Origin of the sequence: Gracilibacillus sp. YIM 98692, assembly GCF_010993965.1 — a bacterium.
GTDB lineage: Bacteria > Bacillota > Bacilli > Bacillales > Amphibacillaceae > Gracilibacillus.
Genome location: NZ_WIXM01000043.1, coordinates 1 through 23,875 on the forward strand (window position 1 = coordinate 1; position 23,875 = coordinate 23,875).

Consider the following 23,875-nt stretch of genomic DNA (forward strand, 5'->3'; position numbering starts at 1 on the left):
TGACATGTGGAGCTGACGAATACTAATCGATCGAGGACTTAACTATAATGATGAACGCTTTAAACCGCTTGGTTTTGATGTCTATCTTTCTCTTATCTAGTTTTGAAGATACATAGTTTTTAAAACATAAAGGATGTTCAACTTTCATCCTACAAGTCTAGTAGCAATAGCGGAGAGGTCACACCTGTTCCCATGCCGAACACAGCAGTTAAGTTCTCCAGCGCCCATGGTAGTTGGGGCTTTGCCCCCGCAAGAGTAGGACGCCGCTAGGCAAATGAATAAAACGCTCCACAGTACCTTAACGGTAGAGCAATCGACTTTTTTCGATCTTTCGTAGATTTCAAATCTACCTGTGGAGCATTTATTTCTGAAAAATGATTGGCCCGTTGGTCAAGTGGTTAAGACACCGCCCTTTCACGGCGGTAACACGGGTTCGAATCCCGTACGGGTCACCACTTAAATTTTTGAACAGGAAGGCATGTTACAATCGCAACGTCCTGTGCTTCGGAGGATTAGCTCAGCTGGGAGAGCACTTGCCTTACAAGCAAGGGGTCGCAGGTTCGAGCCCTGCATCCTCCACCATTTATAAAATTATATTTTTATCGTCGCGGGGTGGAGCAACGAGCGTTACATCCACCGATTTTACAGCGAATAACCTCGAAGCATTGAACTTCAAAGAATAAGCTAGCAGATGCAGAGGTTAGGATTTTATACATGACGTAAAGCGTGTTATTTATTATCATATTATATTATTTATTGTCGCGGGGTGGAGCAGTCTGGTAGCTCGTCGGGCTCATAACCCGAAGGTCGCAAGTTCAAATCTTGCCCCCGCAACCAAAATTTTCTCACTACGTTGAATAGGCTTCAGTGCTAGAAAATGATCGTGGTGCTCGAAAGAGTGCAACCAAAATAATTCACTAACTACGTCGATAAAACATCCTTGATAGTGAATATAAGTGGTACTCGGAAGAGTGCAACCAAAATTTTCTCACTACGTCGAATAGTCTTCAGTGCTAGAAAATAATCATAGTGCCCTAAGGGTGCAACCAACATTTTCTTATAACTTGGTCCGGTAGTTCAGTTGGTTAGAATGCCTGCCTGTCACGCAGGAGGTCGCGGGTTCGAGTCCCGTCCGGACCGCCATGTTGCCGGTCTAGCTCAACTGGTAGAGCAACTGACTTGTAATCAGTAGGTTGGGGGTTCAAGTCCTCTGGCCGGCACCACTTAAGAGCCATTAGCTCAGTTGGTAGAGCAACGAGCAACACTTCTACCGAATAATCTGCGAGTAACCTCGAAGCATATACAACAGTGAATAAGCTAGTAGATGCAGAGGTCTTTATATTTAGAATATAATATAAGATATAACACATTTTAAAATAGGAGCCATTAGCTCAGTTGGTAGAGCATCTGACTTTTAATCAGAGGGTCGGAGGTTCGAATCCTCCATGGCTCATCAAGGAAGTTATGGTTCGGATTCTCACCTGCGGTTCCCCTTTCTTCATTTTGAAGGATATAGGAAGAAAGGACTAGCCTGTGGCGTCGGAATCCTCCATAGCTCACCATCTTACGCGGGTGTGGCGGAATTGGCAGACGCGCTAGATTTAGGATCTAGTGTCTCTCGACGTGGGGGTTCAAGTCCCTCCACCCGCATTTGTTTATAATATGATGCAAGCGCGGAAGTAGTTCAGTGGTAGAACACCACCTTGCCAAGGTGGGGGTCGCGGGTTCGAATCCCGTCTTCCGCTCCATGACAACTTAATCATTTTGTTTGCCAGATGATTAAGAAGTAATACAACCCATGCCGGGGTGGCGGAATTGGCAGACGCACAGGACTTAAAATCCTGCGGTGGGTTTCCACCGTGCCGGTTCGAGTCCGGCCCTCGGTACCACTTAGCGCCCGTAGCTCAATTGGATAGAGCGTTTGACTACGGATCAAAAGGTTAGGGGTTCGACTCCTCTCGGGCGCGCCATTTCGGGAAGTAGCTCAGCTTGGTAGAGCACTTGGTTTGGGACCAAGGGGTCGTAGGTTCGAATCCTGTCTTCCCGACCATTGATAATAAGGGGCCTTAGCTCAGCTGGGAGAGCGCCTGCTTTGCACGCAGGAGGTCAGCGGTTCGATCCCGCTAGGCTCCATATTTATATTTTGGCGGTGTAGCTCAGCTGGCTAGAGCGTACGGTTCATACCCGTGAGGTCGGGGGTTCGATCCCCTCCGCCGCTATAATTGGACCCTTAGCTCAGTTGGTTAGAGCTATCGGCTCATAACCGATCGGTCGCAGGTTCGAATCCTGCAGGGTCCATTTTCAGTTTATATTGTTTGGAGGAGTACCCAAGTCTGGCTGAAGGGAGCGGTCTTGAAAACCGCCAGGGGCTTCACGGCCCGCGGGGGTTCGAATCCCTCCTCCTCCGCCATACATAATACATATCATATAGCAATATACGAGATTGGCTCGGTAGCTCAGTCGGTAGAGAAACCGTAAAACATCTAGAATTTACATCGATGTAGGTTTTGCGAGGAGCGTATGCTTCACCGAAAAACGTGCAACGTGACGAGCACAGGACATCTTTGAAATTACTTCGAAACCAATCTAAATGCGAGTTAATAAATAATTTACCATTGTAACTTGGCTCGGTAGCTCAGTCGGTAGAGCAACGGACTGAAAATCCGTGTGTCGGCGGTTCGATTCCGTCCCGAGCCACCACTTTTTATAGTGGAGGGATAGCGAAGTTGGCCAAACGCGGCGGACTGTAAATCCGCTCCCATCGGGTTCGTAGGTTCGAGTCCTACTCCCTCCACCAGTAATACTAAAAAGTGTTAGGCCTAAAATTCATACTTCATAACATGCGGGTGTAGTTTAGTGGTAAAACCTCAGCCTTCCAAGCTGATGTCGAGGGTTCGATTCCCTTCACCCGCTCCATTTTTATATATGGGCCTGTAGCTCAGCTGGTTAGAGCGCACGCCTGATAAGCGTGAGGTCGGTGGTTCAAGTCCACTCAGGCCCATTTTTTATTTCTTCCCTATTGACTTCCATACCTTCTTATATATATTATTTTGATTTGCGCCCTTAGCTCAGCAGGATAGAGCAACAGCCTTCTAAGCTGTGGGTCAGAGGTTCGAATCCTCTAGGGCGCGTATTGTAATTTTACTCCACAACATTTCTCACTAAGATTAGATCTACTAACGACCATATCAATAAGCACACGTAAACATTTACCTCTTTCTTTTACATCAACTAATTACCCAAAACTTTTAGATTATGAAAATAGAATAGAAAATGATATAACATAATTAGGGACAATAGATACATGAAAGGAGTACTTGTATATGACCAAGCACTATGTATTTGTCTACGGTACTTTGAGGTCTCACGGGTCCAATCATCACTTTATGCAAGATGCTGAATTAGCAGCCTCCGAATGCTGGACGTATGGAAAACTGTACGATGTTGGCGTTGGTTTTCCAGCTATGACATTGGACGATAACCATAAAGTATATGGCGAGTTATACATAGTATCAGACGAAACCTTAGAATCTATCAACTGGCTTGAAGGCTACCAAGGTCCAGGAAAAAGTAACCATTATGATCGTATGGAGAGAACCGTATACACAGACGTTAGAGCGGTGACTGCTTATGTGTATATATACGATACAGAGCAAGTGCAAGGACTGCAAGAGATCACAAGCGGTGATTGGATATCTTGCCAATTAAAGAAAGGATAAAGCGTCGCTGCCAAGGAGTGACTCGAAAACAGCAAATGGTGGCTCGTAACGTGAAAAAAGTGGCGCGAATGTGCTATGAAGTCGGAGGTGAAATAATGCATGAAATTTCCCAACTATCAAAAATGAATGCCTTCTCTTCTTTTTCTTTTGTTTATAAAAGTACGAAAGATCCACAAAAGGAATTACCGGAACACACCCATGATTTTTATGAAATTGTCTATGTTTATAAAGGGAAAGGTGTTTTATTCGTGGATGATACTTTCTACCAAATGAGAAGAGGGGATGTATTCATTATTCCGAATAACACCATTCATCACGCAACCCCAGAAGAAGACGACCCTATCACTTCATCTGTGATATTTATTAGTCCAGATTCTGTTTTATCCAATACGATCGAAGAATCCTACTCTTTTTCTTATTTGTTTGAGCTTATAAAAAATAAGAAAGATTACAAAATCATCTTAGAGCAGCCTCAATACTATCAATTGGAAAGTAAATTGTTAAACATCTATAAAGAACTTTTGGAAAATCAAGTTGGTGCTAAACATGCTTCATTACTCATTATTCAGCAAATTATATTAGATTTATATCGGATATACCTTAGAAAAAACCAAGAATCCAAAAGGTTAGAAGAGTTCGCTTATTCTTGGATAAACGAGATATTAAGATTTATAGATAAAAACTTACATAAACGATTAACGTTAATGGATCTCGCCAATCAGGCACTTGTCAGTCCAGCGCATCTCAGTAGAGTTTTTAAAGAAACGACAGGAATGAGTCTGACATCGTACATCAATAAAAAACGGACATTAAAGGCGAAAGAGTTATTGATAAATGACATACACGATACGATAGATAGTATTGCAGAACGAACGGGTTTTCAAAGCATGCCACATTTTTACCGCACTTTTAAAACATATATGGGTACTACGCCTTCTAAGTTCCGCAAGCAGTCAAAATTATAAATGAGACACACTTGATATCAAAAAAGAGTATAAAAAGAGCAATATGCGCAATTTTTATTTCAAATGATTACTGATATGATATAGAAACAATAAAATCTCTTTTTAAGGGAGTGTATCTATTTGAAGGGTATCGTTTGTGAAAAACCTGAAGTGTTTAAGTGGAAAGAACAAGATGAACCTAAAAGACAGGAAGGAGAAGCCATTGTTAACCTGAAGCGTATGGGAGTTTGTGGTACGGACTTGCATGCTTTTAAGGGGCAGCAGCCTTTCTTTCAGTATCCAAGAGTATTAGGGCATGAGTTAGCTGGTGTAATTGAATCGATCGATGATAATCCTTACAACTTAGAGAGTGGAGATCAAGTTTCGGTTATTCCTTATTTGGAGTGTGGACAATGTGTAGCATGCCGAAATGGAAAGCCGAATTGTTGTACAGATATGAAAGTAATAGGAGTTCATGTGGATGGAGGGATGTGTGAAAAAATATCTGTTCCTTACAACCATCTAGTAAAAACAAATGACTTAACATTAGATCAATCAGCTGTAATAGAGCCGCTTAGTATTGGTGCACATGCTGTTAGAAGATCTCCTGTTCAAAAAGGAGATACAGTACTAGTCATAGGTGCCGGCCCCATTGGATTAGGAGTTATGGCTTTTCTTAAACAGGAAGGTGCCAAAGTAATAGCGATGGATATTAGTGAGGATCGGTTAAGGTTTTGCCGTAAATGGACACAAGTAGATGAAACGATTCATGCATTAGAAAGTCCGTTTGAAACTTTAAAAAATATGACGAATGGTGATATGCCGAAGATTGTTATGGATGCAACTGGGAATAGAAAATCGATGATGGATGCGTTCCAGTACACAGCCAATGGCGGAACCTTAATCTATGTTGGTTTAGTGAAATCTGATATTACATTTTTTGATCCAGATTTTCATGCAAAGGAACAGACTTTAATGGCAAGCAGAAATGCCACAATAGAAGATTTCCATTATGTGAAGCAGTCGATCAAAAATAACCGTATAAATGTTAGCGATTACATTACGCATCGATGTCATTTTGAGGATGTCATGGATACATTCCATGAATGGTTGAAGCCAGAGAATGGAGTTATAAAAGCGATGATTGAATGGTGAAAATCACTGAAATGAGGTGATATGTGTGAGTACTAGGAGTAAATTATTGTGGTATAAAGAGCCGGCAAAGGATTGGAATGAAGCGTTGCCGATTGGTAATGGCAGGCTGGGTGGAATGGTTTTTGGGCAAGTGACAAAAGAGAAAATACAGTTAAACGAAGATACGGTTTGGTATGGAGGGCCACGCGATCGCATTAATCCAGATGCACTTCCCAATCTATCAAAAGTAAGAGAATTGCTTTCACAAGGCAAATTAAATCAAGCCGAGGAATTGGCCAAATTATGCTTTTCTGGTATTCCAAATTCTCAACGTCATTATGAACCATTAGGGGAACTCCTTATCGATTTTAACGAAGAAGATTATACACACTATTATAGAGAATTAGATTTGAATAATGGAATAGTAAAAACAAAGTACCGTTCGGATGGCATAGATTTTCAAAGGGAAGTGTTTACGAGCTATCCAGATCAAGTAATGGTCATGAGGTTTACTGCTTCGGATGGAAACGCCATTTCATTTCAAGCAAATTTAGATAGAGGGAATACAAGGAATTTAGATACTACCCAACCACTTTCCTCTAATAGCCTAGTAATGAAGGGAGAAACAGGTGGAAGTGATGGTATTGCTTTTTCAACTGTTATGAGGGTGATTGTAGATGATGGGACCGTTCAAACGCTTGGTAACCGGATATGTGTGGAAGATGCCAGCACTGTGACCATTTTGTTATCAGCTGCGACTACCTATCGATTCCAAGATCCAGAAAAGCAATGCTTAGAAGTGATAGCATCCGCAGAGAAGAAGCTATATCAAAACTTAAAGTCTTCTCATATAGAGGATTATCAAACACTGTTTCATCGAGTTGAATTGGAGATCGAGGATCAGAATGAACAGCAATCATTACCTACAAATGAGAGATTAGAACGGATGAAACAAGGTGAAAAGGATATCGGCTTGATCAATACATATTTTCATTTTGGCAGATATTTACTCATTTCGTCGAGTCGACCAAACTCTCTTCCAGCGACATTACAAGGTATTTGGAATGATCGCATGCTTCCACCTTGGGATAGTAAGTATACGATTAATATCAATGCACAAATGAATTATTGGCCTGCTGAAGTTTGCCATTTGTCAGAATGTCATGAGCCATTGTTTCACCTCATTGAGAAAATGCGAGAATCTGGCAGGTTAACAGCTCAGAAAATGTATGACTGTCGCGGATTTACGGCTCATCATAATACCGATATTTGGGGAGATACAGCACCGCAAGATATTTACCCTCCAGCTAGTTATTGGCCGATGGGGGCAGCATGGCTGTGTCTGCATTTATGGGAACATTATCAATATAACAGTGACAGAGAGTTTTTAGCAAAAGCTTATGAAACGATGAAAGAAGCGGCATTATTTTTTGTCGATTTCCTTGTTGAAAATAAAGATGGGTATATGATTACCACCCCTTCTGTATCACCAGAAAATTCATATAAGTTATCAAGTGGGGAGATAGGGAAAATGTGTGAAGCGCCATCAATGGACAGTCAAATTCTCCATGCTCTTTTCTCTAACTGTATTGCGGCAAGTGAGATTTTAGAGGGTGACGAAGCATTCCGTGATCAGTTACTTCATCTAAGATCAAAGCTGCCTGAGATTCAGATCGGAAAATATGGCCAAATTCAAGAGTGGTTAGAAGATTATGAAGAAGCGGAACCTGGCCACCGTCACATCTCTCATTTATTTGCCTTGCATCCTAGTAATCAAATATCCCCAATGGAGACACCTGAATTAGCTAAGGCAGCTGAAGTAACTTTAAAGCGAAGATTGGAGCATGGCGGCGGGCATACCGGCTGGAGTCGAGCATGGATTATCAACATGTGGGCGCGTCTACTTAAAGGGGAAGATGCCTATGAAAATATCATGGAACTCTTAAAATCATCTACTCTACCAAATTTATTTGATAACCACCCGCCATTTCAAATTGATGGGAATTTTGGCGCTACAGCAGCTATCGCTGAGATGATCGTCCAAAGTCATCAAAACGAGATTCATCTTTTACCTGCCTTGCCAAAAGATTGGGCAACTGGTTATGTAAAAGGACTAAAGGCTAGAGGTGGATTAGAGTTAGAAATCAAGTGGCAAGATTATCAATTAATAGATGTCCATATTAAAGCAACACAATCAAGAGTCTGCCGTATAAGAGTGGATCAACCATTAGAGATTAGGATAGATAGCGGAAAAGTTCACCAAGTAGAAGATGGTTTATTTGAATTTGATGTACAAAAGGGTCATTCGTATCAATTAACTTTTAACTCTAAATAGTGACCATAGGAGGAAAAAGAATGAATGATAATATAAAACATATAGAACAGCGTTATGATGTGCAAATAGATTATATTGTTGATCAACATTTTTCAGGGAAAGATGGGGCAGATTATAAGGGCAAACAGGTTTATTCCTCTATTCAAAAGGCTTTAGACAGTGTAGAAGAGGATTCTGCTGTTATTTTTATTTCCGAGGGAATATTTTATGAGAAATTAGAAGTAAAAAAGCCTTCGATTACATTAATAGGTGAGGATAGAGACAAAACTATTGTGACGTATGATGTGGCGAGTGGAACAGAGAAAAATGATGGTACGACATATGGCACATTTGGAAGCGCAAGTGTTACTGTTAGACAACTGAATTTCACTGCCATCAATCTGACTTTTGAGAATGGTTTTGATTACTTGAATGAATATCGAAAAAGGGAGGATGATCCGACGAAAGTTCCTCATATCCAAGCGGTTGCTTTTCGTACCGCAGACGACAGTGATAACGCTATGTTTGAGGATTGTCGCTTTCGAGGTTATCAAGATACGTTGCTTGTCGATGCTGGTACTCATTACTTTACTAACTGTTGGGTAGAAGGTGCGGTAGATTTTATTTTTGGTGCAGGCCAGGCAGTGTTTGAAGCATGTAATATTGTTTCGTTAGATCGAGGAGAAAAAGAGAATAATGGTTATATTACCGCTGCGAGTACATCGATACATGTACCATATGGTTATTTATTTGAATCTTGTAAACTATTCAAAGAGTCAAAGAATATGGCAGATGACACGGTGTACTTAGGAAGGCCTTGGCACCCAGGTGGAGATCCTGCTGCACAGGCCAGTGTATTGTTTTATCAGTGTGACATGGATGCTCATATCAAAGCACAGGGATGGACAGAGATGGGCGGATTCTCTCCAATGGAAGCACGGCTGTATGAATATGATAATAAAGGTGCCGGAGCCATCTCGAATGATAGAAGGAGAATCCTTACTAGACAAGAAGCAGAACGGTTTCGTGATTATTTACGGAAAAGCTGTGTAAGGGAGGCAGTAAATATCTCTTAAGCATGCTTCTAGACGGGAGCATGCTGCCGAGGAAGCTGAAGCCGTGCCCCCGGAAAGCGAAGTAGTATTTCTGGAGCGGTATTCAGAGCTTTTTTAAGGCATATGTCACAGTTTTGTTCTACTACGATACTAATGCATGTCAGAAAAATCGTGAAGGGCCGGACTGTTTTTATTACAATATGGGAAGGGGCTATTTCACTTCCCTCAACCCCTTCCCATCTAAAATCTCTTGAACTCCCTCTTCACAAACACCATAGGAACGCCAGGAACAAGATTGGCAGACTGCTTGAATGTCAGATGGCGTGACATACTTTTGAATACGAGATTCGATAACTTCCCATTTCAGGATTTGCCCAATATTCAAGTCTAACTTCTCTAGAATAGCGGCATCTCTTTCATAGATCGTATCGTTTTGACAATGATATTTGCCGTTATTGGGATATTTCTCACATAAGTGATCCGGTCCTTTGACAAGGAGAATCTCTGTCTTAGGGTTTTCTCGCAATTTACTATGTAAAAGTGTCATATTTTCTATGTAATCTTCGGAATAGCCCATTCCCCGATAACCTAATAAACAAAACAAATGATGCCCTCGAAGTTTATACATCGTTCCCCTCCAGTACTATATATTTCTATTGTTAACCTGTGAAAACATAAGGTTAACACAACTTTCATGATAACATATTTCTAATTAGATATTGGACATAAATACAATCCTTGGAAAGGATGGTCGAAGAAAAAAGTATGAGTCCAATTAAAAAAACTGCTTCGTTGCACTATCGTTAGTGCCTCCGAAGCAGAGATATCATTTCATCTCGTTCATTTTTTAAAAAGAGGTGACTAAAAGAAACATATGACGAGAAAAAATGAACCGTACAATAATCTTATTGAAGGAGGTGTATGCGAAGTATCAAACCATTCATAAAATCAGAAGGCAGTGCCTTACTTCGATTTTCGTATTTCCTGCAACACGATTGCTAAATTCCCAATAGAAGTGTTAACCATTCTTTCATAAATATCTAATATTAGTTGTCCATATCGATCTCCAGGTACTGCCCACTTTCCGTTTAATCCAACCCAAGATTTAGCAGAACCTCTTGTGACCAAGTCAAATCGAGGGTCGAGTAACTTGTATCGATCAGGCAGTGGGTGGGTTGAAGCATATGCGTAAAGGTGCTGAATATGAGCAAGGACGCCATCTCTTGGTGTATCAAAGCTTGCACCAGGCTGACCCGGACCAGTAGCACCTAATCCGCAAAAGTTATTTTGATCCGGCTGTACAATGCCAGTAAATCGTAAAAAGTCTGTTTCGTGCATCGCTTGGGCAAAGGCGATATCTCCGCGAATGCCATAATACTCTCCGAAAGTGAGGTAGAAGTTGGCTATTTCGAGTGCATCTGGGTTGATGGTTTTGACATATTGATTCATTAGCTCAGGTGATACATAGGTTTTACCTAAAATCGAGTATCCAGTAGGGGAAGTAGGTGGGTCGGGTGAATCTGAGTCACTTCCCTCGGTTACGATAAACGCATCTTCTATTCCTGCATTTTTTACTTCTTCTAAGCGTTTTTCTGCGTTTTCTTTGTTGGAAAAGGCACCAGCTTGAACCCGATACCATGTACTGCCATCAATAGTCGTCGAATAGACAAAGGAATCAATACCATGTGAATCGAGATGATGCTCGCGTTTGTCGGCATTATCTTTCGATTGAAAGGATCCTGCTATCACTTTGTAAAGCGTACCGCTATCTTCTTTTTGCTCCAGATTAAAGGCTTTCGCTAATCCATTCACATGACCTCTTGCCACTTTTTTACGCCAGGAAGGATCTTTGATCAATGCTGCATCATCTTTTTGATCAATAAACCCATTTTCCGTTAAAAGGGCAGGCATGGTGGTTTCCCTTAGGACATGGAAGTTCGCCTTTTTCTTGCCGCGATCTTTTAAATCATTGACTTTTATGATTTCGGCATGCATGATGTCTTGATATTGAGCGGTTTGTGACGAGTCGGATAAACTACTATGAATGTAGTCTTCATATCCCCGTGCAGATCCGTTATAGGCATTGCAGTGTATCGATAAATAGTAATCGGCTCCCCAGTCATTCGCCTCATTGGTGCGCTCACTTAGACTTTTTGTTTGATCCGTGGTTCGGCTCATGTTTACATCTACATTTTCATATTCACTCGTTAACATATCACGAATTTTCAGTGCGATATCCAGGTTCATTTCCTTTTCTGTTAGGCCGTTACCTGTAGCTCCTGAATCTGTCCCGCCATGGCCAGGATCTAGATAAAGTTTCATCATCAACCTCCTTTCTGTTATGAAAAAGTATGATGCACAATATATCATATGAAATATTTTAAAATCGAAATGGACAAATTGTTTAGAAAACAAAAAATTAGGGCAATGCCGAGTAAATGAATAAAGCGTTTTAATTTTTTGTGTTATGATAGATTATGAATCTATTGTAAAAAGCGAAAGGATGAACCCTATGCCGCAAGTAACGATGACATTTCCAGAAGGAAGACACAAAGTATTGACATTGAGCTATGACGATGGAAGAGGAGCTGATCGAAGACTTGTCGATATTTTTAATCAGCATGGCATTAAAGCAACCTTCCACATCAACTCCGGCCTGCTTGGTGAAGGTGACCGCATTCCAGCCGAGGAAATTCCGTCCTTATACCAAGGCCATGAAGTATCTGCGCATACCGTCACACATCCAACCATCGAAAGATCCCCGAAAGAACAGATCATCCAAGAAATCATCGAAGACCGAAAAGTCTTAGAAAACATCGTCGGATACACGGTAAGAGGCCTATCTTATCCAAATGGATCCTATAACTCGCTCATCCAAGATATGCTGCCATACCTTGGCATTGAATACGCTAGAACCGTTCACAGCACCGGCAACTTCGCGATGCCAGATAACTTTGTAGAATGGAATCCAACCTGTCATCATAACCGCAATTTATTAGAACTCGCAGAAACATTTGTTCACTTACACAAAAAACAATATCTTAACATGTTTTATGTGTGGGGCCACAGCTACGAGTTCGACAATGACCAAAACTGGCATCTGATCGAAGAATTCAGCCAATATATCGGCAACCGCTCTGAGATTTGGTACGCCACCAATATCGAAATCGTCGACTATGTAAATGCCTTCCGAAACCTCAAATTTTCAGCAGACAGCCGATTCGTCTATAATTCATCTGCCATTTCCGTCTGGTTGAACGTAGACGGTCAAGTTGTCGAAGTAAAAAGCGGGAGTCAAATCGAACTAACTGCGCAGAAAAGCTACCGTTAGAGCCTCGGAAGTTAAGGAGTGTGAAAATATGAGAAAAGTAGAAATCATGCCATATGATGAAGCATGGCCTGAAAAATACTTAGAAGCATCGGAAGAGATCAAAACCGTATTAGGACAAGAGCTTTTGTATTTGTACCATATTGGCAGTACATCTATTCCTGGTATGGCTGCCAAACCGATTATAGATATTTTAGCAGAGGTGCAGGATATCCAAAGAATAGATGATTATAACAATGAGATGGTGAAGCAAGGCTATACACCAAAAGGAGAAAATGGGATAGAAGGACGCCGATATTTTGTAAAAGGGAATGATGAGGAAAGAACCCATCATGTTCATATTTTTGAAACCGGATCCAAAGAAATCATCAAACACTTAGCCTTTAGAGAATATTTAACCTATCACGAACAAGACATGGAAAGATATAAAAAGGTGAAGGAAGATCTAGCTGAAAAATATCCCGAAAACGTAAAATTATATCAGGAGGAAAAAGCATCACTTATCGATGAATTAAATCAAAAAGCATTAGACTGGGTTAAAGGTCGGTAAAGACAAGGTTCATCGGTCATTTCTTTGGTCGTAGTGAATATCATTGTAATGCTATGTATATTGTCTTTTTATTAGTCGTTGTAAAAAAGGTATGCTCACGGACATTTACAAAGGGTAACTGGCCTGGGTGAGAATGTCCGTGAGAAAGATCTAACGACCATGTGAGGTTCGAGATCGAATGAAAATGTTTGTTGAGCCCAAAATGAAATGAATGTGCCCCAACATTCATCACTATTGTAGAACGTTTAATGCTTCTCTAACCTTATAAGCAAAGGATAGCGGAGGTTCAACAGATTGAAAGTGAATGTAAAGAATCGTCGGTTTTGTGTACAACCAATGATTGTGAAGGGCGCTAATAATGATGCCGTTTTTAGCTAATATTTGTGTGAACAAAGGGATCTCTTCTTCTAGAATAACGGTTTCACCTAAATTAAGCGCCTTTCCTTCCTCATCCAACGATTCAAACATGAATTCAGCATGCAGTTCTCCCCGACTGGGACGTCCTTGAATCGTTACATTCAGATCACGATGTTTTTCTACTGCACAAACACCCTTTTCAAGGTTTGGTTCGCCACCTAAAATGTGAGCAAATTGCTGACAAAGTGTGTGGTAATGGTTCAACTAACTCACCAGCTTTCGCATGCGTACTTATAAGAAATCTCGAGAAAGCTTTAAAGGTATTTCTCAAAATGGCATCTAATACATTGGAAATTGCCCTGGCACCCCATGATGGGAATGGTCGTGCATATTCATATAATGATGCGAATGATCCTGCATGTTCATATAATATTTTTCTACTTGCATCACGTATTTAAAGTGTAATTGATAGTAATACATATGCTTTTGCGGATCCACGTACTCATATCTTTTCGCAAGTAAACCTGTGAGATTTGCTTTTGTTAATAGATCTTTTAATTTTTCATCGATATGCATGAAAAATCCTCCCAAATTTCAGTGTCAGTGTAGGGTATTCATCCATGTGCATTTGGTGTGGTTCATTGGCCTAGTGAATGGAAATATTGTTTTTTATGGTAATATAAAGAGAGACTTCCATCAGTGGGGGCTTACGAACGATTGTTCACCGTGATAAAATCATAAAAGGACAGGGGGAATGGTAAAAATGAAACAAATCAATCAATATCTCGATTCGGTATTTACAGAGCAAGATGATCTTTTGGAGGAAGTACTTGTGTTGATAGAGGAACATGGCATGCCTTCTATTTCTGTATCTGCTTCTTCAGGCAAGCTGCTTACGATGCTGATATCCATGTCAGGGGCAAAACATGTGTTGGAAATCGGAGCGCTTGGCGGATATAGCGGGATTTGTCTGGCTCGAGGATTTGGCAGTGAAGGGACCCTAACTTCGCTTGAATTAGAAGAAAAGCATGCTGATCTAGCTTACGGTAATCTTACCAAAGCAGGGTTTGGTGATCAGGTATCGTATAGGACAGGTCCTGCATTAGAAAGCTTGGAAAAACTGGCAGATGAAAAGAAAACATTCGATTTTTTCTTTATTGATGCAGATAAGGATAACTATGAGAATTACTTAAACTACTGTGTAAAGCTAGCAGAACCAGGTGCCTTGATTGTAGCAGATAATGTATTAGCTGGTGGAAGCGTCATCGATTCAGAAACCAAGCCAAAGCGTTACACAGACTTCATGAAAAAGTTCAATCAAACAGTAGCAAACCACCCTCAATTACAATCCATGCTCATTCCCATCGGAGACGGATTGACCGTTTCAAGAGTCAAGTAAAGGGGCTGTCCCATATAAATGTACTTGAATTCAGCAACTGGAATATGCGAGACTCCAGCGGGAAAAGCGGGCCAAAGAGACCCCGCAACGAGGAACGAGTGAGGAGGCTCGTGGTTCGCCCGCGGAAAGCGAGTATATTTCAGTTGCGTGTACAGTGAAACACTTTTTGAGACAGACTCTTTATGAAAAACGCCCTACTATCTCTTGATTCAGCTTATAAATTTCCCTAGCCATGGATTCTAAAATATAGACAACAGGTATCTGTGTGGTGATGTTGGCTTGTTCAAAAAATTCCTCTGTGACATAATATGGAATATTGATGTCCGACATATTGGCAATCGTGGACAGTTTCGAATTGGTAATGCTGATCACTTTGCTTCCTTCTTGTTTCAGCTGATGCAGATGTGTGATTGTAAAAGGGGTTTCTCCTGTAACGGATAGTGCGAGCGTCACACTATGAGACCTGAGCTTCGAGTGAATAGGAAAGTGCGGGTCTTTGATATAAAGCGAAAATTTTCCCAAGCTTGAAAAATATCTGGCGCCATATTCTGCTAAAATACCAGAGCTGCCGATCCCTATAAATATCACGTTTTCGGCATCAGCTACGAGCTTGGCTGCTTTTTTTATATTTTCTTCTATATCTCCATTACTCAACGTGCGTTCAAAAAATTCTACGACGGAATGTTCCGCGTTTTTGATGTTTGTCTTATGATTTTCTTCTACATCCATTTTCAATTTTACTTTAAATTCGGAAAAACCATCACATCCCAACTTTCGGCAAAAACGTAAGATCGATGCGGTGGATACATGGGTTTCATCTGCCAGTTCGCGAATCCTCATATAGATGAATTTCTCTTTGTTTTGCGTGATGTATTGGTATAAAGACATTTCCAATTCATTGAATGAAGCGATGATGTCATTGGTAAACATATAGGTCTTGTCTCCTTATTTTAAAATACCTTCCTTTATTCTAGCATAAAACGAATGATGTAACACAGTGTTATATTTATGTTACAAATCACTTGCGTTGTAATGAAAATCAAGATACCGCTTTCTATATTTACAAGGTTACGGGCACTGGTTATGATGCAGAGAAGGTTATAAATTTTATACTATCATAAAGTATAAATTATGGTTGATAGTATAAGTAAAACTAAGGCTTTCGCCATTAAGACTTGGCGATAAGCCAGTTTTTCTTTACCGTATCAGAAAGTATAAATTGTCAGCAAGGAAGTAGTTCGACGAGGCGGCCAATTTGAAGTAGATAGATAAGGGCAACTACGGCTCTGCTGTCGCCTAAAGGCACGGCAATCGCCGAGTTTTCTTTATCAAACAACAAACAGTATAGAGTATGAGAGAATAATGGGGAGGTCAAAACATGAAGACTTATCAATTCCCTAAAGGGTTTTTATGGGGAGGAGCAACGGCTGCGAATCAAATTGAAGGTGGCTTTCATGAAGGAAATAAAGGGTTAAATATTGCAGATGTGCTGCCGGGCGGAAAAGAAGAGAGGCTGAACATTTTACAATCACCGGGTTTTCAATTCGAAATTGATCGGGAGAAATATTCTTATCCGAACCATGAGGCGATTGATTTTTATCATCGTTACAAAGAAGATATTGCCTTATTTGCAGAAATGGGCTTTAAAGTGTTCCGCATGTCGATTGCTTGGACAAGAATTTTTCCGAATGGAGATGAGCGAGAACCAAACGAAGACGGCTTATCATTCTATGATCGAGTATTTGATGAACTGCAAAAGCATGGCATAGAACCTGTTGTGACGATTTCTCACTATGAAATGCCGCTAAATCTTGTGAAAGAATATGGTGGATGGAGAAGTCGTGAAGTGATTACCTTTTTTGAAAGATATGTGAATGCGATCTTCCATCGTTTCAAAGATAAAGTGAAGTATTGGATGACATTTAACGAAATCAATAGTGGATTTGTGATGCCGATTCAAGGGTTAGGTTTTTCGATTCAAAAAGAAGAAGATAAATACCAGCCGACATTCCAAGCATTCCATCACCAATTTGTTGCGAGCGCCATTGCGGTGAAAGCGTGTCATGACATCATTCCAGATGCTCAAATCGGCTGTATGATTTTATATGCGCCGGTATACGCTTATGATGCGAATCCAGAAAATGTGATGTATGCATTACAAGAAGAGCGCTTTTTCAATTACTTCTGTGCAGATGTGCAGGTCAGAGGGAAATATCCTGCCTTTATTAACCGCTATTTCAAAGAGCATAACATTGAATTAGACATTCGAGACGGCGATTTGGAATTAATCGAAGAGGGCACGGTTGATTATATTGGCTTTAGCTATTACATGTCGAGAACAGAGAAGAAAGATAAGTCTGATTTGAACACGGCAGAAGGAAACATTATTGGCGGTGTAAAAAATCCATTCTTAAAAGCAAGTGATTGGGGCTGGGAGATTGACCCGATCGGATTGCGTATCAGCTTAAACCAATTGTATGATCGCTATCAGGTACCGCTTTTTGTGGTGGAAAATGGGCTAGGAGCATATGACAAAGTAGAAGAAGACGGCTCGATCGAAGATGACTATCGTATCGAATATCTCCGCGACCACATCAAGGCAATGGGAGAAGCAATAGAAGATGGCGTCGACTTGATGGGCTATACAAGTTGGGGCTGTATTGATTTAGTCAGTGCGTCGTCTGGTCAGTTCTCGAAACGTTATGGTTACATTTATGTCGACAAACACGATGACGGAAGCGGGACATTAGAACGCAAAAAGAAAAAATCTTTCTATTGGTATCAAGAGGTGATTGCATCTAATGGGGAGAAGTTATAGGGTTGATGGAATAAAACGTTTCTTCATTTAATGAAGAAACGTTTTTTCTTGTGTTAGAACGAATGAAGAGGAAATTTATGTTAGAATAGGGGACCAGGATCGCGCCACAATTTTTGGAATGGGCCATTTTTCTGCTTAAATGGGCCACTTTTTTTGAGAAAGGGGTCACTTTATAGTAGAAACGGGGCAGTATTATAGATTAACAGGGCACTTTTTCGTATAAACGGGTCACTTTTTCAAATAATACAATATCCTTATCTTGAGTTGACACTTCGTTTGGTTCATCTCGTCTAATTTTAAAAGGAGGGATATGTATGACATTTTTGAAAAGATTTTTTCTCTATATTGGTAACATGTTCATTGGCATTATGGCTTTTTATCTTTATATATATATCTTTGGGTAGCTTTCAGTTGGGGAGAGACATTTCACTTTTTCTCGATCGAGTCATTTATCAGTTTGTTTACTAGCGCTGTGATTTTCTTGGGATTCAATTATTTGATGTTAAGGAAAGAATCGGCTGCGAAAACGCATTGGTGGATTTCATTAGGGATTGTGGTACTTACGATTATGCTGATTGTATTTATTTTGGAGTATTTATAGAGCGAAGGAAAGAAAGGTTCGAAAGCTGAAAAGTGAGAAGTAAGAAGTAAAAGTGGGTGTAGGTATGCTTGTTGGGATCATATTTGTTATTTTAATTAGTATCATTCTCTTATTTTTATTTGTCTTAAGAAAGCATATATTCAACAAAAAAATCATTTATATTTTAATGGGGATGATGGTGATTTGGGGTGGGTATAAACTAGTCACCATGCCATTCATATCGAAAGAAGAAGCGGTGGTGAAAGCTAAAAAAACGGTGGCTCCATATACATACAGACCACTATATCGGGTGAATGCTGAGATCTATGAACGAAATACTGGGGGTTCATATTGGTCAGTAGCCATCGCTATAACGAATGGTTCATATGCAGAAGTTTATATAGACGCAAGAAGCGGAGAGATCTTGTCGGCGAAAATAAATAAGTTAAATGGAAATGATATAGAAATTAAGGAAAGGTGACTATAGGAACGCGCCACTTTTTGATGCTTTCACGCCACTTTTTATGGGATACGAGCCACTATTAAAGGAACGAGGTTTATCGTTCCAGTTTTTTAATCACATTTTTTACATTTTCAATTATTAATAGGCTCTGGAGGGAATGCCTTGATCAAAAAAATATTAAGTTTTACACTAATGATTACATATCTTGGTGCTTGTGATCAAACAGAAGAAGAATCTTTTGACGTTACACCTGCTGCTATAATAGAAAAAGGATCAGGATGGAAAAAAGCAGATTTACCATGGGAAGATTTTTTCGCCCAACGTCCGCTTGAAGCCTATTACGAAAGCACATTTATTCCTGAAAATAACAATGTGGAGTTGTTAGCTAACGAGAAGACGTTACCAGATGATTTTCATGAAAAAGCGATAAGAAGGGAAAACCCCCCATTTTTCCGCTATTTAGTAAGCAGAGTGGACAATCAGGAAGCGTATGAGGAAGTTTCTGATTTGTTTCGTTTTAAACAATCACTTAAGAGTGTGAATTTTGAAGAAAATCATGTGTTCTTTATAGGATTTCAGGAATCAGGTACTTGTCCGTATAGTTTAAAATGGGTAGAAAATAAAGAGGAAACTTTGGCTTTCGAATTAACCAGACCAAATCCAGAAGCCCCCTGTACATATGATGCAACTCCAAGAGCATTTGTGTTACAGGTTTCTCAAGACATTTCCAATCAATATGAAAATATGTTAATAGAAGAAAATAATGAAGAAACGGTAGTGCCTATTCGGTAAACTATATCGTTTTTCACCTTTAATATGTCCGTAATACAATTGTCATAAAAGCAGCAAAAGGAAGGAGTCATACATATGCCAAATTCATTTGAAGCATTAGTTGTAAACAAACAGGAAGATCAATTTTCAGTAGATATACAAAAATTAAGTTTAGAAGATTTGCCAGAAGGGGAGGTGCTGATTGATGTCCATTATTCGGGCGTGAATTATAAAGATAGTCTTGCTGCTATTCCGAATGGCAATATTGTCAAAAACTATCCCTTTGTTCCAGGGATTGATTTAGCGGGTGTCGTGGTTTCTTCTACCGATTCTCGTTTTCAAGAAGGGGACGAGGTGATTGCAACGAGTTATGAAATTGGGGTTTCCCATTTCGGCGGCTATAGCGAGTATGCACGTGTTCGGGCTGATTGGGTGGTACCACTCCCAAAAGGTCTTACGTTAAAGGAAGCAATGGTAATTGGTACGGCTGGATTTACTGCTGCTCTGTCTGTGCAGCGTCTTGAGGAAAATGGTCTGTCTCCTAATGAAGGAAACATATTGGTCACCGGGGCTACAGGAGGCGTTGGCAGTTTTGCTGTCTCTGTTTTAGCCAATTTAGGTTATAAGGTAGAAGCGAGCACGGGGAAAGAATCGGAACAAGCGTACTTGAAAGAGTTGGGAGCAGCATCCGTGATTACAAGAGACGAGGTTTATGATGGAAAAATCAAACCTTTAAACAAGCAAAAGTGGGCAGCTGCTGTAGATCCAGTGGGCGGTGAGCAACTCGCATCTCTATTAAGTCAGATTCAATATGGCGGTGCGGTTGCGGTTAGCGGATTGACTGCAGGTGTGAAGTTTCCTGCGACGGTCTTTCCTTTTATTTTGAGAGGAGTTGATTTGCTAGGAATTGACTCCGTGTATTGCCCGATGGAAAACCGTCTCAAGGTATGGGAACGGTTGGCATCTGATTTCAAGCCGGCGAACATAGAAACATTCATTCAAAAAGAAGTGGCGCTTCATGACCTTCCAGATGTACTTCCAACCTTACTAAAAGGAGAAGCGAGAGGCAGAATACTTGTGAATTTGAAGAAATAACAAAAAAGCTGCTTATAAAATAAATCAAGGGGAAACCGACATCAATGGTTTCCCTTTTAATATGTAAAATGAAACTTTTTTCACAGATAGGACGTCTAGATTAGGGGAACTTATAAAGTTTTGGAGCCAATCCAATGAAAAAATGGTTAGTGGCAGGTTTAAACAAGCGGACAATAAAAATTAAACTCATGCTTTTTGATAAAGGGGGAATGAGCATGAGGGAAATATCGATGACAATCTTTATGATAGCTTTGATTTTCCTATTAACAGGGTGTAATTTCATAGGAAAACAAATACAAGAACAAAAAGCAGAGAACATGATTAACGATTATTATCAAGCTATCATGGAAGAGGATTATGAAAAGGCGTTTGAGCAGTTATATCTATATGATTATGATGCTGAAACAGGTGATCATGACCTAAGAAATGGCACGTCTTTATCGGAGGAAGAGGAAAAGGCGTTTTATTTTGAAAAAATTGATTTGCTTCAGGAAAAAGATTATCAATTAAAAGATTATGAAATTGTGGAAGTAGAATATGAAGATGGTCATTCCTTTTGGCACCACATTATGCTTGAAATAGAACAAAATGGAGAAATGGTGGAAAAAGCGGAAGTAGCGGATGTTTATGATGACAAGTTATTGATAGGAGTTAGAGAAGATGAATTTGCGAAGTATCGCGATGGGAAGATGAATTTTGAGATGGAAGAGTAAGGCAGCTAAAGAAAACTCGTCAATTAACGAGTTTTCTATGAGATTTTCGCGATTAATGCGGTCGCAATCCCAAAATAAATCAGTAAGGAAAAGATGTCATTAATGGTTGTAATAAGCGGACCGGAAGCAACAGCTGGGTCGACTTTAAATTTATAAAGAATCAAGGGAATGATAGTGCCAGCTAATGTTCCTATAATGAGTGTGAGGAACAGCGAGCTGCCTACGACGATTCCAAGTGTGATACTTCCTTGCCAGAAATAAGCGATAAGGGAAATGAATAGACCACAGGTGGTGCCAATGATCATCCCTACCCATAGTTCTCGTAAAATTAACTGTGCTACTTGTTTGAAGTTTAAATCTTCTGAAACCAATCCTCTCACGACAACGGCCAGTGATTGTGTTCCGGTATTTCCTGTCATGCCTGCGATCATCGGCATGAAAAAGGCTAAGGCCACCACTGTCTCTAACGTTTCTTCAAAACTACTTATAATTCCACCTGATACGAGTCCGATAAATAATAGTAATATCAGCCAGGGCAGTCGTCGGTAAGCGGCAACAAACGGCTTTGTACGAAAATCGATAGCCTTACCAGAAGCTGATAACTTTTCGATATCTTCATTCGCTTCTTGTACAATAATATCAATAATGTCATCTACAGTGATAACTCCAACCAACGTATCATCTTGTTCTACTATAGGTAAGGATACGAAGTCATAGCGGCTAATGAGTTTGGCTACTTCTTCTTGATTCGTATGTACATCTGCTTTAAGTACCCTGGTATACATAATGTTTTCAATGCGGTCTTGTAAATCCGCTAAAATGAGATCTTTGTAGGAAACCACTCCAACTAATTTCCGTTGTTCGTCAATGACATAAAGATAGTTCAGGTACTCCGCCAATTCAGCAAAGTGTTTTATTTTATCAACAGCATCACGTACAGAGTAATGCTTAGGGATCCAAACATATCGGTTGTTCATCATTCTTCTCGCTGTACCGATGGAATAGTTCATCATATTGCGGATGATGGCTGATTCTTCCTTTTTCATATTGGATAAAAGGCCTTCTATTTTTTCAGGTTTATAGTTCGAAAGGAAGGATGCTAAGTTGTCGTTTTCCATGAGGTCAAAGACTTTTGTAGATTTATCAACCCCTAACCTTTCCACAACTTCTAATTGATCTTCTTTGTTTAATTCCTGCATCATGTCGGTTAATTGTTGCATCGTTATATGGTCTAAAAATTTATCTTTATGTTTCGGTGGAATATGAAGGTATTGTTGTGCGACATCATATGGCTGCAATTCCTCGATTAATGCTTGAAAATTAACTTTCTTCATACCTTTTAAAGATTGAATAATAACAAGTGAAATTTCATCTTCTGTCATGTTTAAAGACATATGCCACCCTCCGTTCTTTCCTGCAGAAGCTAGTGAATAAAAGGATTCCTTAAGAATAGCACGTAAAAGTTTCCTCTTTTTACAATCTCCACAAATCTCATCCCTATTCTTGTACATTCTGCGTTTTGTTTATCGAGCTTCCCCTTTGTAAAAAGATACACCGTGATTATGGAACATTTTTCCTTGACGTGAATAAAAGATAGATGTAATATATTAATCGTAATGATTACGATTTGAGAAAAGGAGTGTTTACATTGAAGATTTCATTTTTAAAGGGGTTTATCATCTTAACGATTAGTTCATTACTAGTATTGGCAGCTTGTCAGACTGCAGATTCTGATGCATCAGTTGAAGAAGAAAATTCTAACACAGAAGAGGAAACAGTTGAAAGTCACACACATGAAAGTGAACACGAACATGACCATGATCACGATCATAGTCATGCACATGATGAGGAAGCAGAACAAATTTACGAAGGCTATTTTGAAGACAGTCAAGTAAAGGATCGTTCACTCTCTGATTGGGAAGGAGACTGGCAATCTGTATATCCTTATCTACAAGATGGTACGCTTGACGAAGTATTTTCTCATAAAGCTGAACATGATGGGGAAAAGACAGCTGAAGAATATAAGGAGTATTATAATACAGGTTATCAAACAGATGTTGGCCGTATCTTGATTCAAGAGAATACGGTAACGTTCTTCGAAAATGGGGAAGAATATTCTGGTGAGTATATCTATGATGGATACGAAATTTTAACATATGAGGCGGGGAATCGAGGTGTAAGATACATATTTAAACTAGCTGAAGAAGCTGAAGGACTTCCTCAGTATATTCAATTTAGTGATCATAGTATCTATCCGAATGAAGCGGATCACTACCACCTGTATTGGGGCGACGACCGTGAAGCATTATTAGACGAAGTGACAAACTGGCCTACCTACTACCCATCAGAAATGGATGGACATGATATTGCCCATGAGATGATGGCACATTAAATGAATTGACGGACATGAGGTACGTTATTTTATAAAAAAAGGCAATATTATCTTTAAACGGACATCAGTTCCCTTATTTGCTTTAGGAATCCTTCATTTACTAAGATCTAAGCTTAATAAGGAATTGTATGTCCGTATCTTCACGTAAAAGTACTTTTTTTATAGGAATAGCGGAACGTATGGATCTCTGTCAAGAAAGTGGACATCAAAATAACGAAAAAATGGTTTAGTTTAGTTGTGCAG

At 39.9% G+C, this 23,875-nt stretch carries 20 protein-coding genes, 20 tRNA genes and 1 rRNA gene; 35 read left to right on the top strand and 6 right to left on the bottom strand.

Going from position 1 to position 23,875, the window contains the following annotated elements; all coding sequences use genetic code 11:
• Positions 1-156 precede the first annotated feature (156 nt).
• From rrf to GHD00_RS19495, 26 genes are all read left to right on the top strand, one after another.
• Positions 157-272, top strand: a 5S ribosomal RNA gene (rrf, locus tag GHD00_RS19370).
• A gap of 108 nt (positions 273-380) precedes the next feature.
• Positions 381-455, top strand: a tRNA-Glu gene (locus GHD00_RS19375).
• A gap of 51 nt (positions 456-506) precedes the next feature.
• Positions 507-582, top strand: a tRNA-Val gene (locus GHD00_RS19380).
• A gap of 178 nt (positions 583-760) precedes the next feature.
• Positions 761-837 (top strand) — tRNA-Met (locus tag GHD00_RS19385).
• A gap of 229 nt (positions 838-1,066) precedes the next feature.
• Positions 1,067-1,143 (top strand) — tRNA-Asp (locus tag GHD00_RS19390).
• Positions 1,144-1,147: 4 nt separating this feature from the next.
• Positions 1,148-1,223 (top strand) — tRNA-Thr (locus GHD00_RS19395).
• Between the two features lie 157 nt (positions 1,224-1,380).
• A tRNA-Lys gene (locus GHD00_RS19400) sits at positions 1,381-1,453 on the top strand.
• Between the two features lie 115 nt (positions 1,454-1,568).
• Positions 1,569-1,650, top strand: a tRNA-Leu gene (locus GHD00_RS19405).
• A 23-nt stretch (positions 1,651-1,673) separates the two neighbouring features.
• A tRNA-Gly gene (locus tag GHD00_RS19410) sits at positions 1,674-1,748 on the top strand.
• Positions 1,749-1,800: 52 nt separating this feature from the next.
• Positions 1,801-1,889, top strand: a tRNA-Leu gene (locus GHD00_RS19415).
• Between the two features lie 4 nt (positions 1,890-1,893).
• A tRNA-Arg gene (locus GHD00_RS19420) sits at positions 1,894-1,970 on the top strand.
• Between the two features lie 3 nt (positions 1,971-1,973).
• Positions 1,974-2,050: transfer RNA gene (locus GHD00_RS19425), tRNA-Pro, on the top strand.
• Between the two features lie 10 nt (positions 2,051-2,060).
• Positions 2,061-2,133 (top strand) — tRNA-Ala (locus GHD00_RS19430).
• A gap of 12 nt (positions 2,134-2,145) precedes the next feature.
• Positions 2,146-2,219 (top strand) — tRNA-Met (locus GHD00_RS19435).
• A gap of 5 nt (positions 2,220-2,224) precedes the next feature.
• Positions 2,225-2,298, top strand: a tRNA-Ile gene (locus GHD00_RS19440).
• A gap of 19 nt (positions 2,299-2,317) precedes the next feature.
• A tRNA-Ser gene (locus GHD00_RS19445) sits at positions 2,318-2,410 on the top strand.
• Positions 2,411-2,624: 214 nt separating this feature from the next.
• Positions 2,625-2,700, top strand: a tRNA-Phe gene (locus GHD00_RS19450).
• Between the two features lie 11 nt (positions 2,701-2,711).
• A tRNA-Tyr gene (locus GHD00_RS19455) sits at positions 2,712-2,797 on the top strand.
• A 45-nt stretch (positions 2,798-2,842) separates the two neighbouring features.
• Positions 2,843-2,916 (top strand) — tRNA-Gly (locus GHD00_RS19460).
• Positions 2,917-2,927: 11 nt separating this feature from the next.
• Positions 2,928-3,001: transfer RNA gene (locus GHD00_RS19465), tRNA-Ile, on the top strand.
• A gap of 56 nt (positions 3,002-3,057) precedes the next feature.
• A tRNA-Arg gene (locus tag GHD00_RS19470) sits at positions 3,058-3,131 on the top strand.
• A gap of 192 nt (positions 3,132-3,323) precedes the next feature.
• Positions 3,324-3,719 (top strand): gamma-glutamylcyclotransferase family protein, encoded by a 396-nt coding sequence (locus GHD00_RS19475; RefSeq protein ID WP_163539859.1) that lies wholly within the window; start codon positions 3,324-3,326, stop codon positions 3,717-3,719.
• Between the two features lie 95 nt (positions 3,720-3,814).
• Complete coding sequence (locus GHD00_RS19480) at positions 3,815-4,684, top strand: helix-turn-helix domain-containing protein (protein WP_163539860.1); 870 nt, start codon at positions 3,815-3,817, stop codon at positions 4,682-4,684.
• A gap of 120 nt (positions 4,685-4,804) precedes the next feature.
• On the top strand, positions 4,805-5,818 hold the full coding sequence (locus GHD00_RS19485) for a zinc-binding alcohol dehydrogenase family protein (RefSeq protein ID WP_163539861.1): 1,014 nt from the start codon (positions 4,805-4,807) through the stop codon (positions 5,816-5,818).
• Between the two features lie 25 nt (positions 5,819-5,843).
• Complete coding sequence (locus GHD00_RS19490) at positions 5,844-8,132, top strand: glycoside hydrolase family 95 protein (protein WP_163539862.1); 2,289 nt, start codon at positions 5,844-5,846, stop codon at positions 8,130-8,132.
• Positions 8,133-8,152: 20 nt separating this feature from the next.
• Entirely contained in the window at positions 8,153-9,187 is a 1,035-nt protein-coding gene (locus GHD00_RS19495) for a pectinesterase family protein (RefSeq protein ID WP_163539863.1), read from the top strand.
• Between the two features lie 190 nt (positions 9,188-9,377).
• Here the strand turns inward: GHD00_RS19495 and GHD00_RS19500 are convergent, their stop codons facing one another.
• The gene (locus GHD00_RS19500) at positions 9,378-9,794 is read right to left on the bottom strand and encodes a DUF1284 domain-containing protein (protein ID WP_163539864.1); all 417 of its coding nucleotides are present in this window, start codon (positions 9,792-9,794) and stop codon (positions 9,378-9,380) included.
• A gap of 335 nt (positions 9,795-10,129) precedes the next feature.
• Positions 10,130-11,488, bottom strand: coding sequence for an N-acetylmuramoyl-L-alanine amidase (locus GHD00_RS19505; protein ID WP_163539865.1), 1,359 nt, complete (start codon positions 11,486-11,488; stop codon positions 10,130-10,132).
• 190 nt (positions 11,489-11,678) lie between these two features.
• Here GHD00_RS19505 and GHD00_RS19510 point away from each other — a divergent pair, with 190 nt between their 5' ends.
• Positions 11,679-12,497 (top strand): polysaccharide deacetylase family protein, encoded by an 819-nt coding sequence (locus GHD00_RS19510; RefSeq protein ID WP_163539866.1) that lies wholly within the window; start codon positions 11,679-11,681, stop codon positions 12,495-12,497.
• A gap of 28 nt (positions 12,498-12,525) precedes the next feature.
• Positions 12,526-13,044, top strand: a complete 519-nt coding sequence (locus tag GHD00_RS19515; RefSeq protein ID WP_163539867.1) for a GrpB family protein — start codon at positions 12,526-12,528, stop codon at positions 13,042-13,044.
• A 231-nt stretch (positions 13,045-13,275) separates the two neighbouring features.
• On the opposite strand, the gene GHD00_RS19520 is transcribed toward GHD00_RS19515, so the two are convergent.
• Positions 13,276-13,665 (bottom strand): DUF1259 domain-containing protein, encoded by a 390-nt coding sequence (locus tag GHD00_RS19520; RefSeq protein WP_163539868.1) that lies wholly within the window; start codon positions 13,663-13,665, stop codon positions 13,276-13,278.
• Positions 13,666-13,740: 75 nt separating this feature from the next.
• A complete protein-coding gene (locus GHD00_RS19525; protein WP_163539869.1) occupies positions 13,741-13,977 on the bottom strand; it encodes a hypothetical protein in 237 nt (78 codons plus the stop codon).
• A gap of 187 nt (positions 13,978-14,164) precedes the next feature.
• Between GHD00_RS19525 and GHD00_RS19530 the strand changes: the two genes are divergently transcribed.
• Positions 14,165-14,800: an O-methyltransferase gene (locus tag GHD00_RS19530; protein WP_163539870.1), complete on the top strand. Its 636-nt coding sequence runs from the start codon at positions 14,165-14,167 to the stop codon at positions 14,798-14,800.
• A gap of 180 nt (positions 14,801-14,980) precedes the next feature.
• Here GHD00_RS19530 and GHD00_RS19535 read toward each other — a convergent pair whose 3' ends face one another.
• Positions 14,981-15,730, bottom strand: coding sequence for a MurR/RpiR family transcriptional regulator (locus tag GHD00_RS19535; protein ID WP_163539871.1), 750 nt, complete (start codon positions 15,728-15,730; stop codon positions 14,981-14,983).
• Between the two features lie 448 nt (positions 15,731-16,178).
• Between GHD00_RS19535 and GHD00_RS19540 the strand changes: the two genes are divergently transcribed.
• The 5 genes from GHD00_RS19540 (at position 16,179) to GHD00_RS19560 (ending at position 21,240) form a co-directional block, all read left to right on the top strand.
• The gene (locus GHD00_RS19540; RefSeq protein WP_163539872.1) at positions 16,179-17,618 is read left to right on the top strand and encodes a glycoside hydrolase family 1 protein; all 1,440 of its coding nucleotides are present in this window, start codon (positions 16,179-16,181) and stop codon (positions 17,616-17,618) included.
• A gap of 665 nt (positions 17,619-18,283) precedes the next feature.
• Complete coding sequence (locus GHD00_RS19545) at positions 18,284-18,679, top strand: PepSY domain-containing protein (RefSeq protein WP_163539873.1); 396 nt, start codon at positions 18,284-18,286, stop codon at positions 18,677-18,679.
• Between the two features lie 144 nt (positions 18,680-18,823).
• Positions 18,824-19,453 carry a hypothetical protein gene (locus tag GHD00_RS19550; protein WP_163539874.1) on the top strand — a complete coding sequence of 210 codons (630 nt, stop codon included), beginning with the start codon at positions 18,824-18,826 and terminating at the stop codon, positions 19,451-19,453.
• Positions 19,454-19,528: 75 nt separating this feature from the next.
• Positions 19,529-20,527 (top strand): NADPH:quinone oxidoreductase family protein, encoded by a 999-nt coding sequence (locus tag GHD00_RS19555; protein WP_163539875.1) that lies wholly within the window; start codon positions 19,529-19,531, stop codon positions 20,525-20,527.
• Positions 20,528-20,661: 134 nt separating this feature from the next.
• Positions 20,662-21,240 carry a hypothetical protein gene (locus tag GHD00_RS19560; RefSeq protein ID WP_163539876.1) on the top strand — a complete coding sequence of 193 codons (579 nt, stop codon included), beginning with the start codon at positions 20,662-20,664 and terminating at the stop codon, positions 21,238-21,240.
• A 35-nt stretch (positions 21,241-21,275) separates the two neighbouring features.
• Here the strand turns inward: GHD00_RS19560 and mgtE are convergent, their stop codons facing one another.
• The gene (gene mgtE, locus GHD00_RS19565; RefSeq protein ID WP_163539877.1) at positions 21,276-22,634 is read right to left on the bottom strand and encodes a magnesium transporter; all 1,359 of its coding nucleotides are present in this window, start codon (positions 22,632-22,634) and stop codon (positions 21,276-21,278) included.
• A gap of 254 nt (positions 22,635-22,888) precedes the next feature.
• Between mgtE and GHD00_RS19570 the strand changes: the two genes are divergently transcribed.
• Positions 22,889-23,632 carry a metal-binding protein ZinT gene (locus GHD00_RS19570; RefSeq protein ID WP_163539878.1) on the top strand — a complete coding sequence of 248 codons (744 nt, stop codon included), beginning with the start codon at positions 22,889-22,891 and terminating at the stop codon, positions 23,630-23,632.
• Positions 23,633-23,875: the final 243 nt, after the last annotated feature.

Coding starts and splice junctions, on each gene's coding strand:
- GHD00_RS19510 (WP_163539866.1), top strand. CDS start 11,679: ATGCCGCAAGTAACGATGACATTTCCAGAAGGAAGACACAAAGTATTG.
- GHD00_RS19530 (WP_163539870.1), top strand. CDS start 14,165: ATGAAACAAATCAATCAATATCTCGATTCGGTATTTACAGAGCAAGAT.
- GHD00_RS19515 (WP_163539867.1), top strand. CDS start 12,526: ATGAGAAAAGTAGAAATCATGCCATATGATGAAGCATGGCCTGAAAAA.
- GHD00_RS19535 (WP_163539871.1), bottom strand. CDS start 15,730: ATGTTTACCAATGACATCATCGCTTCATTCAATGAATTGGAAATGTCT.
- GHD00_RS19480 (WP_163539860.1), top strand. CDS start 3,815: ATGCATGAAATTTCCCAACTATCAAAAATGAATGCCTTCTCTTCTTTT.
- GHD00_RS19540 (WP_163539872.1), top strand. CDS start 16,179: ATGAAGACTTATCAATTCCCTAAAGGGTTTTTATGGGGAGGAGCAACG.
- GHD00_RS19495 (WP_163539863.1), top strand. CDS start 8,153: ATGAATGATAATATAAAACATATAGAACAGCGTTATGATGTGCAAATA.
- GHD00_RS19555 (WP_163539875.1), top strand. CDS start 19,529: ATGCCAAATTCATTTGAAGCATTAGTTGTAAACAAACAGGAAGATCAA.
- GHD00_RS19500 (WP_163539864.1), bottom strand. CDS start 9,794: ATGTATAAACTTCGAGGGCATCATTTGTTTTGTTTATTAGGTTATCGG.
- GHD00_RS19475 (WP_163539859.1), top strand. CDS start 3,324: ATGACCAAGCACTATGTATTTGTCTACGGTACTTTGAGGTCTCACGGG.
- GHD00_RS19525 (WP_163539869.1), bottom strand. CDS start 13,977: ATGCATATCGATGAAAAATTAAAAGATCTATTAACAAAAGCAAATCTC.
- mgtE (WP_163539877.1), bottom strand. CDS start 22,634: ATGTCTTTAAACATGACAGAAGATGAAATTTCACTTGTTATTATTCAA.
- GHD00_RS19545 (WP_163539873.1), top strand. CDS start 18,284: ATGCTTGTTGGGATCATATTTGTTATTTTAATTAGTATCATTCTCTTA.
- GHD00_RS19505 (WP_163539865.1), bottom strand. CDS start 11,488: ATGAAACTTTATCTAGATCCTGGCCATGGCGGGACAGATTCAGGAGCT.
- GHD00_RS19560 (WP_163539876.1), top strand. CDS start 20,662: ATGAAAAAATGGTTAGTGGCAGGTTTAAACAAGCGGACAATAAAAATT.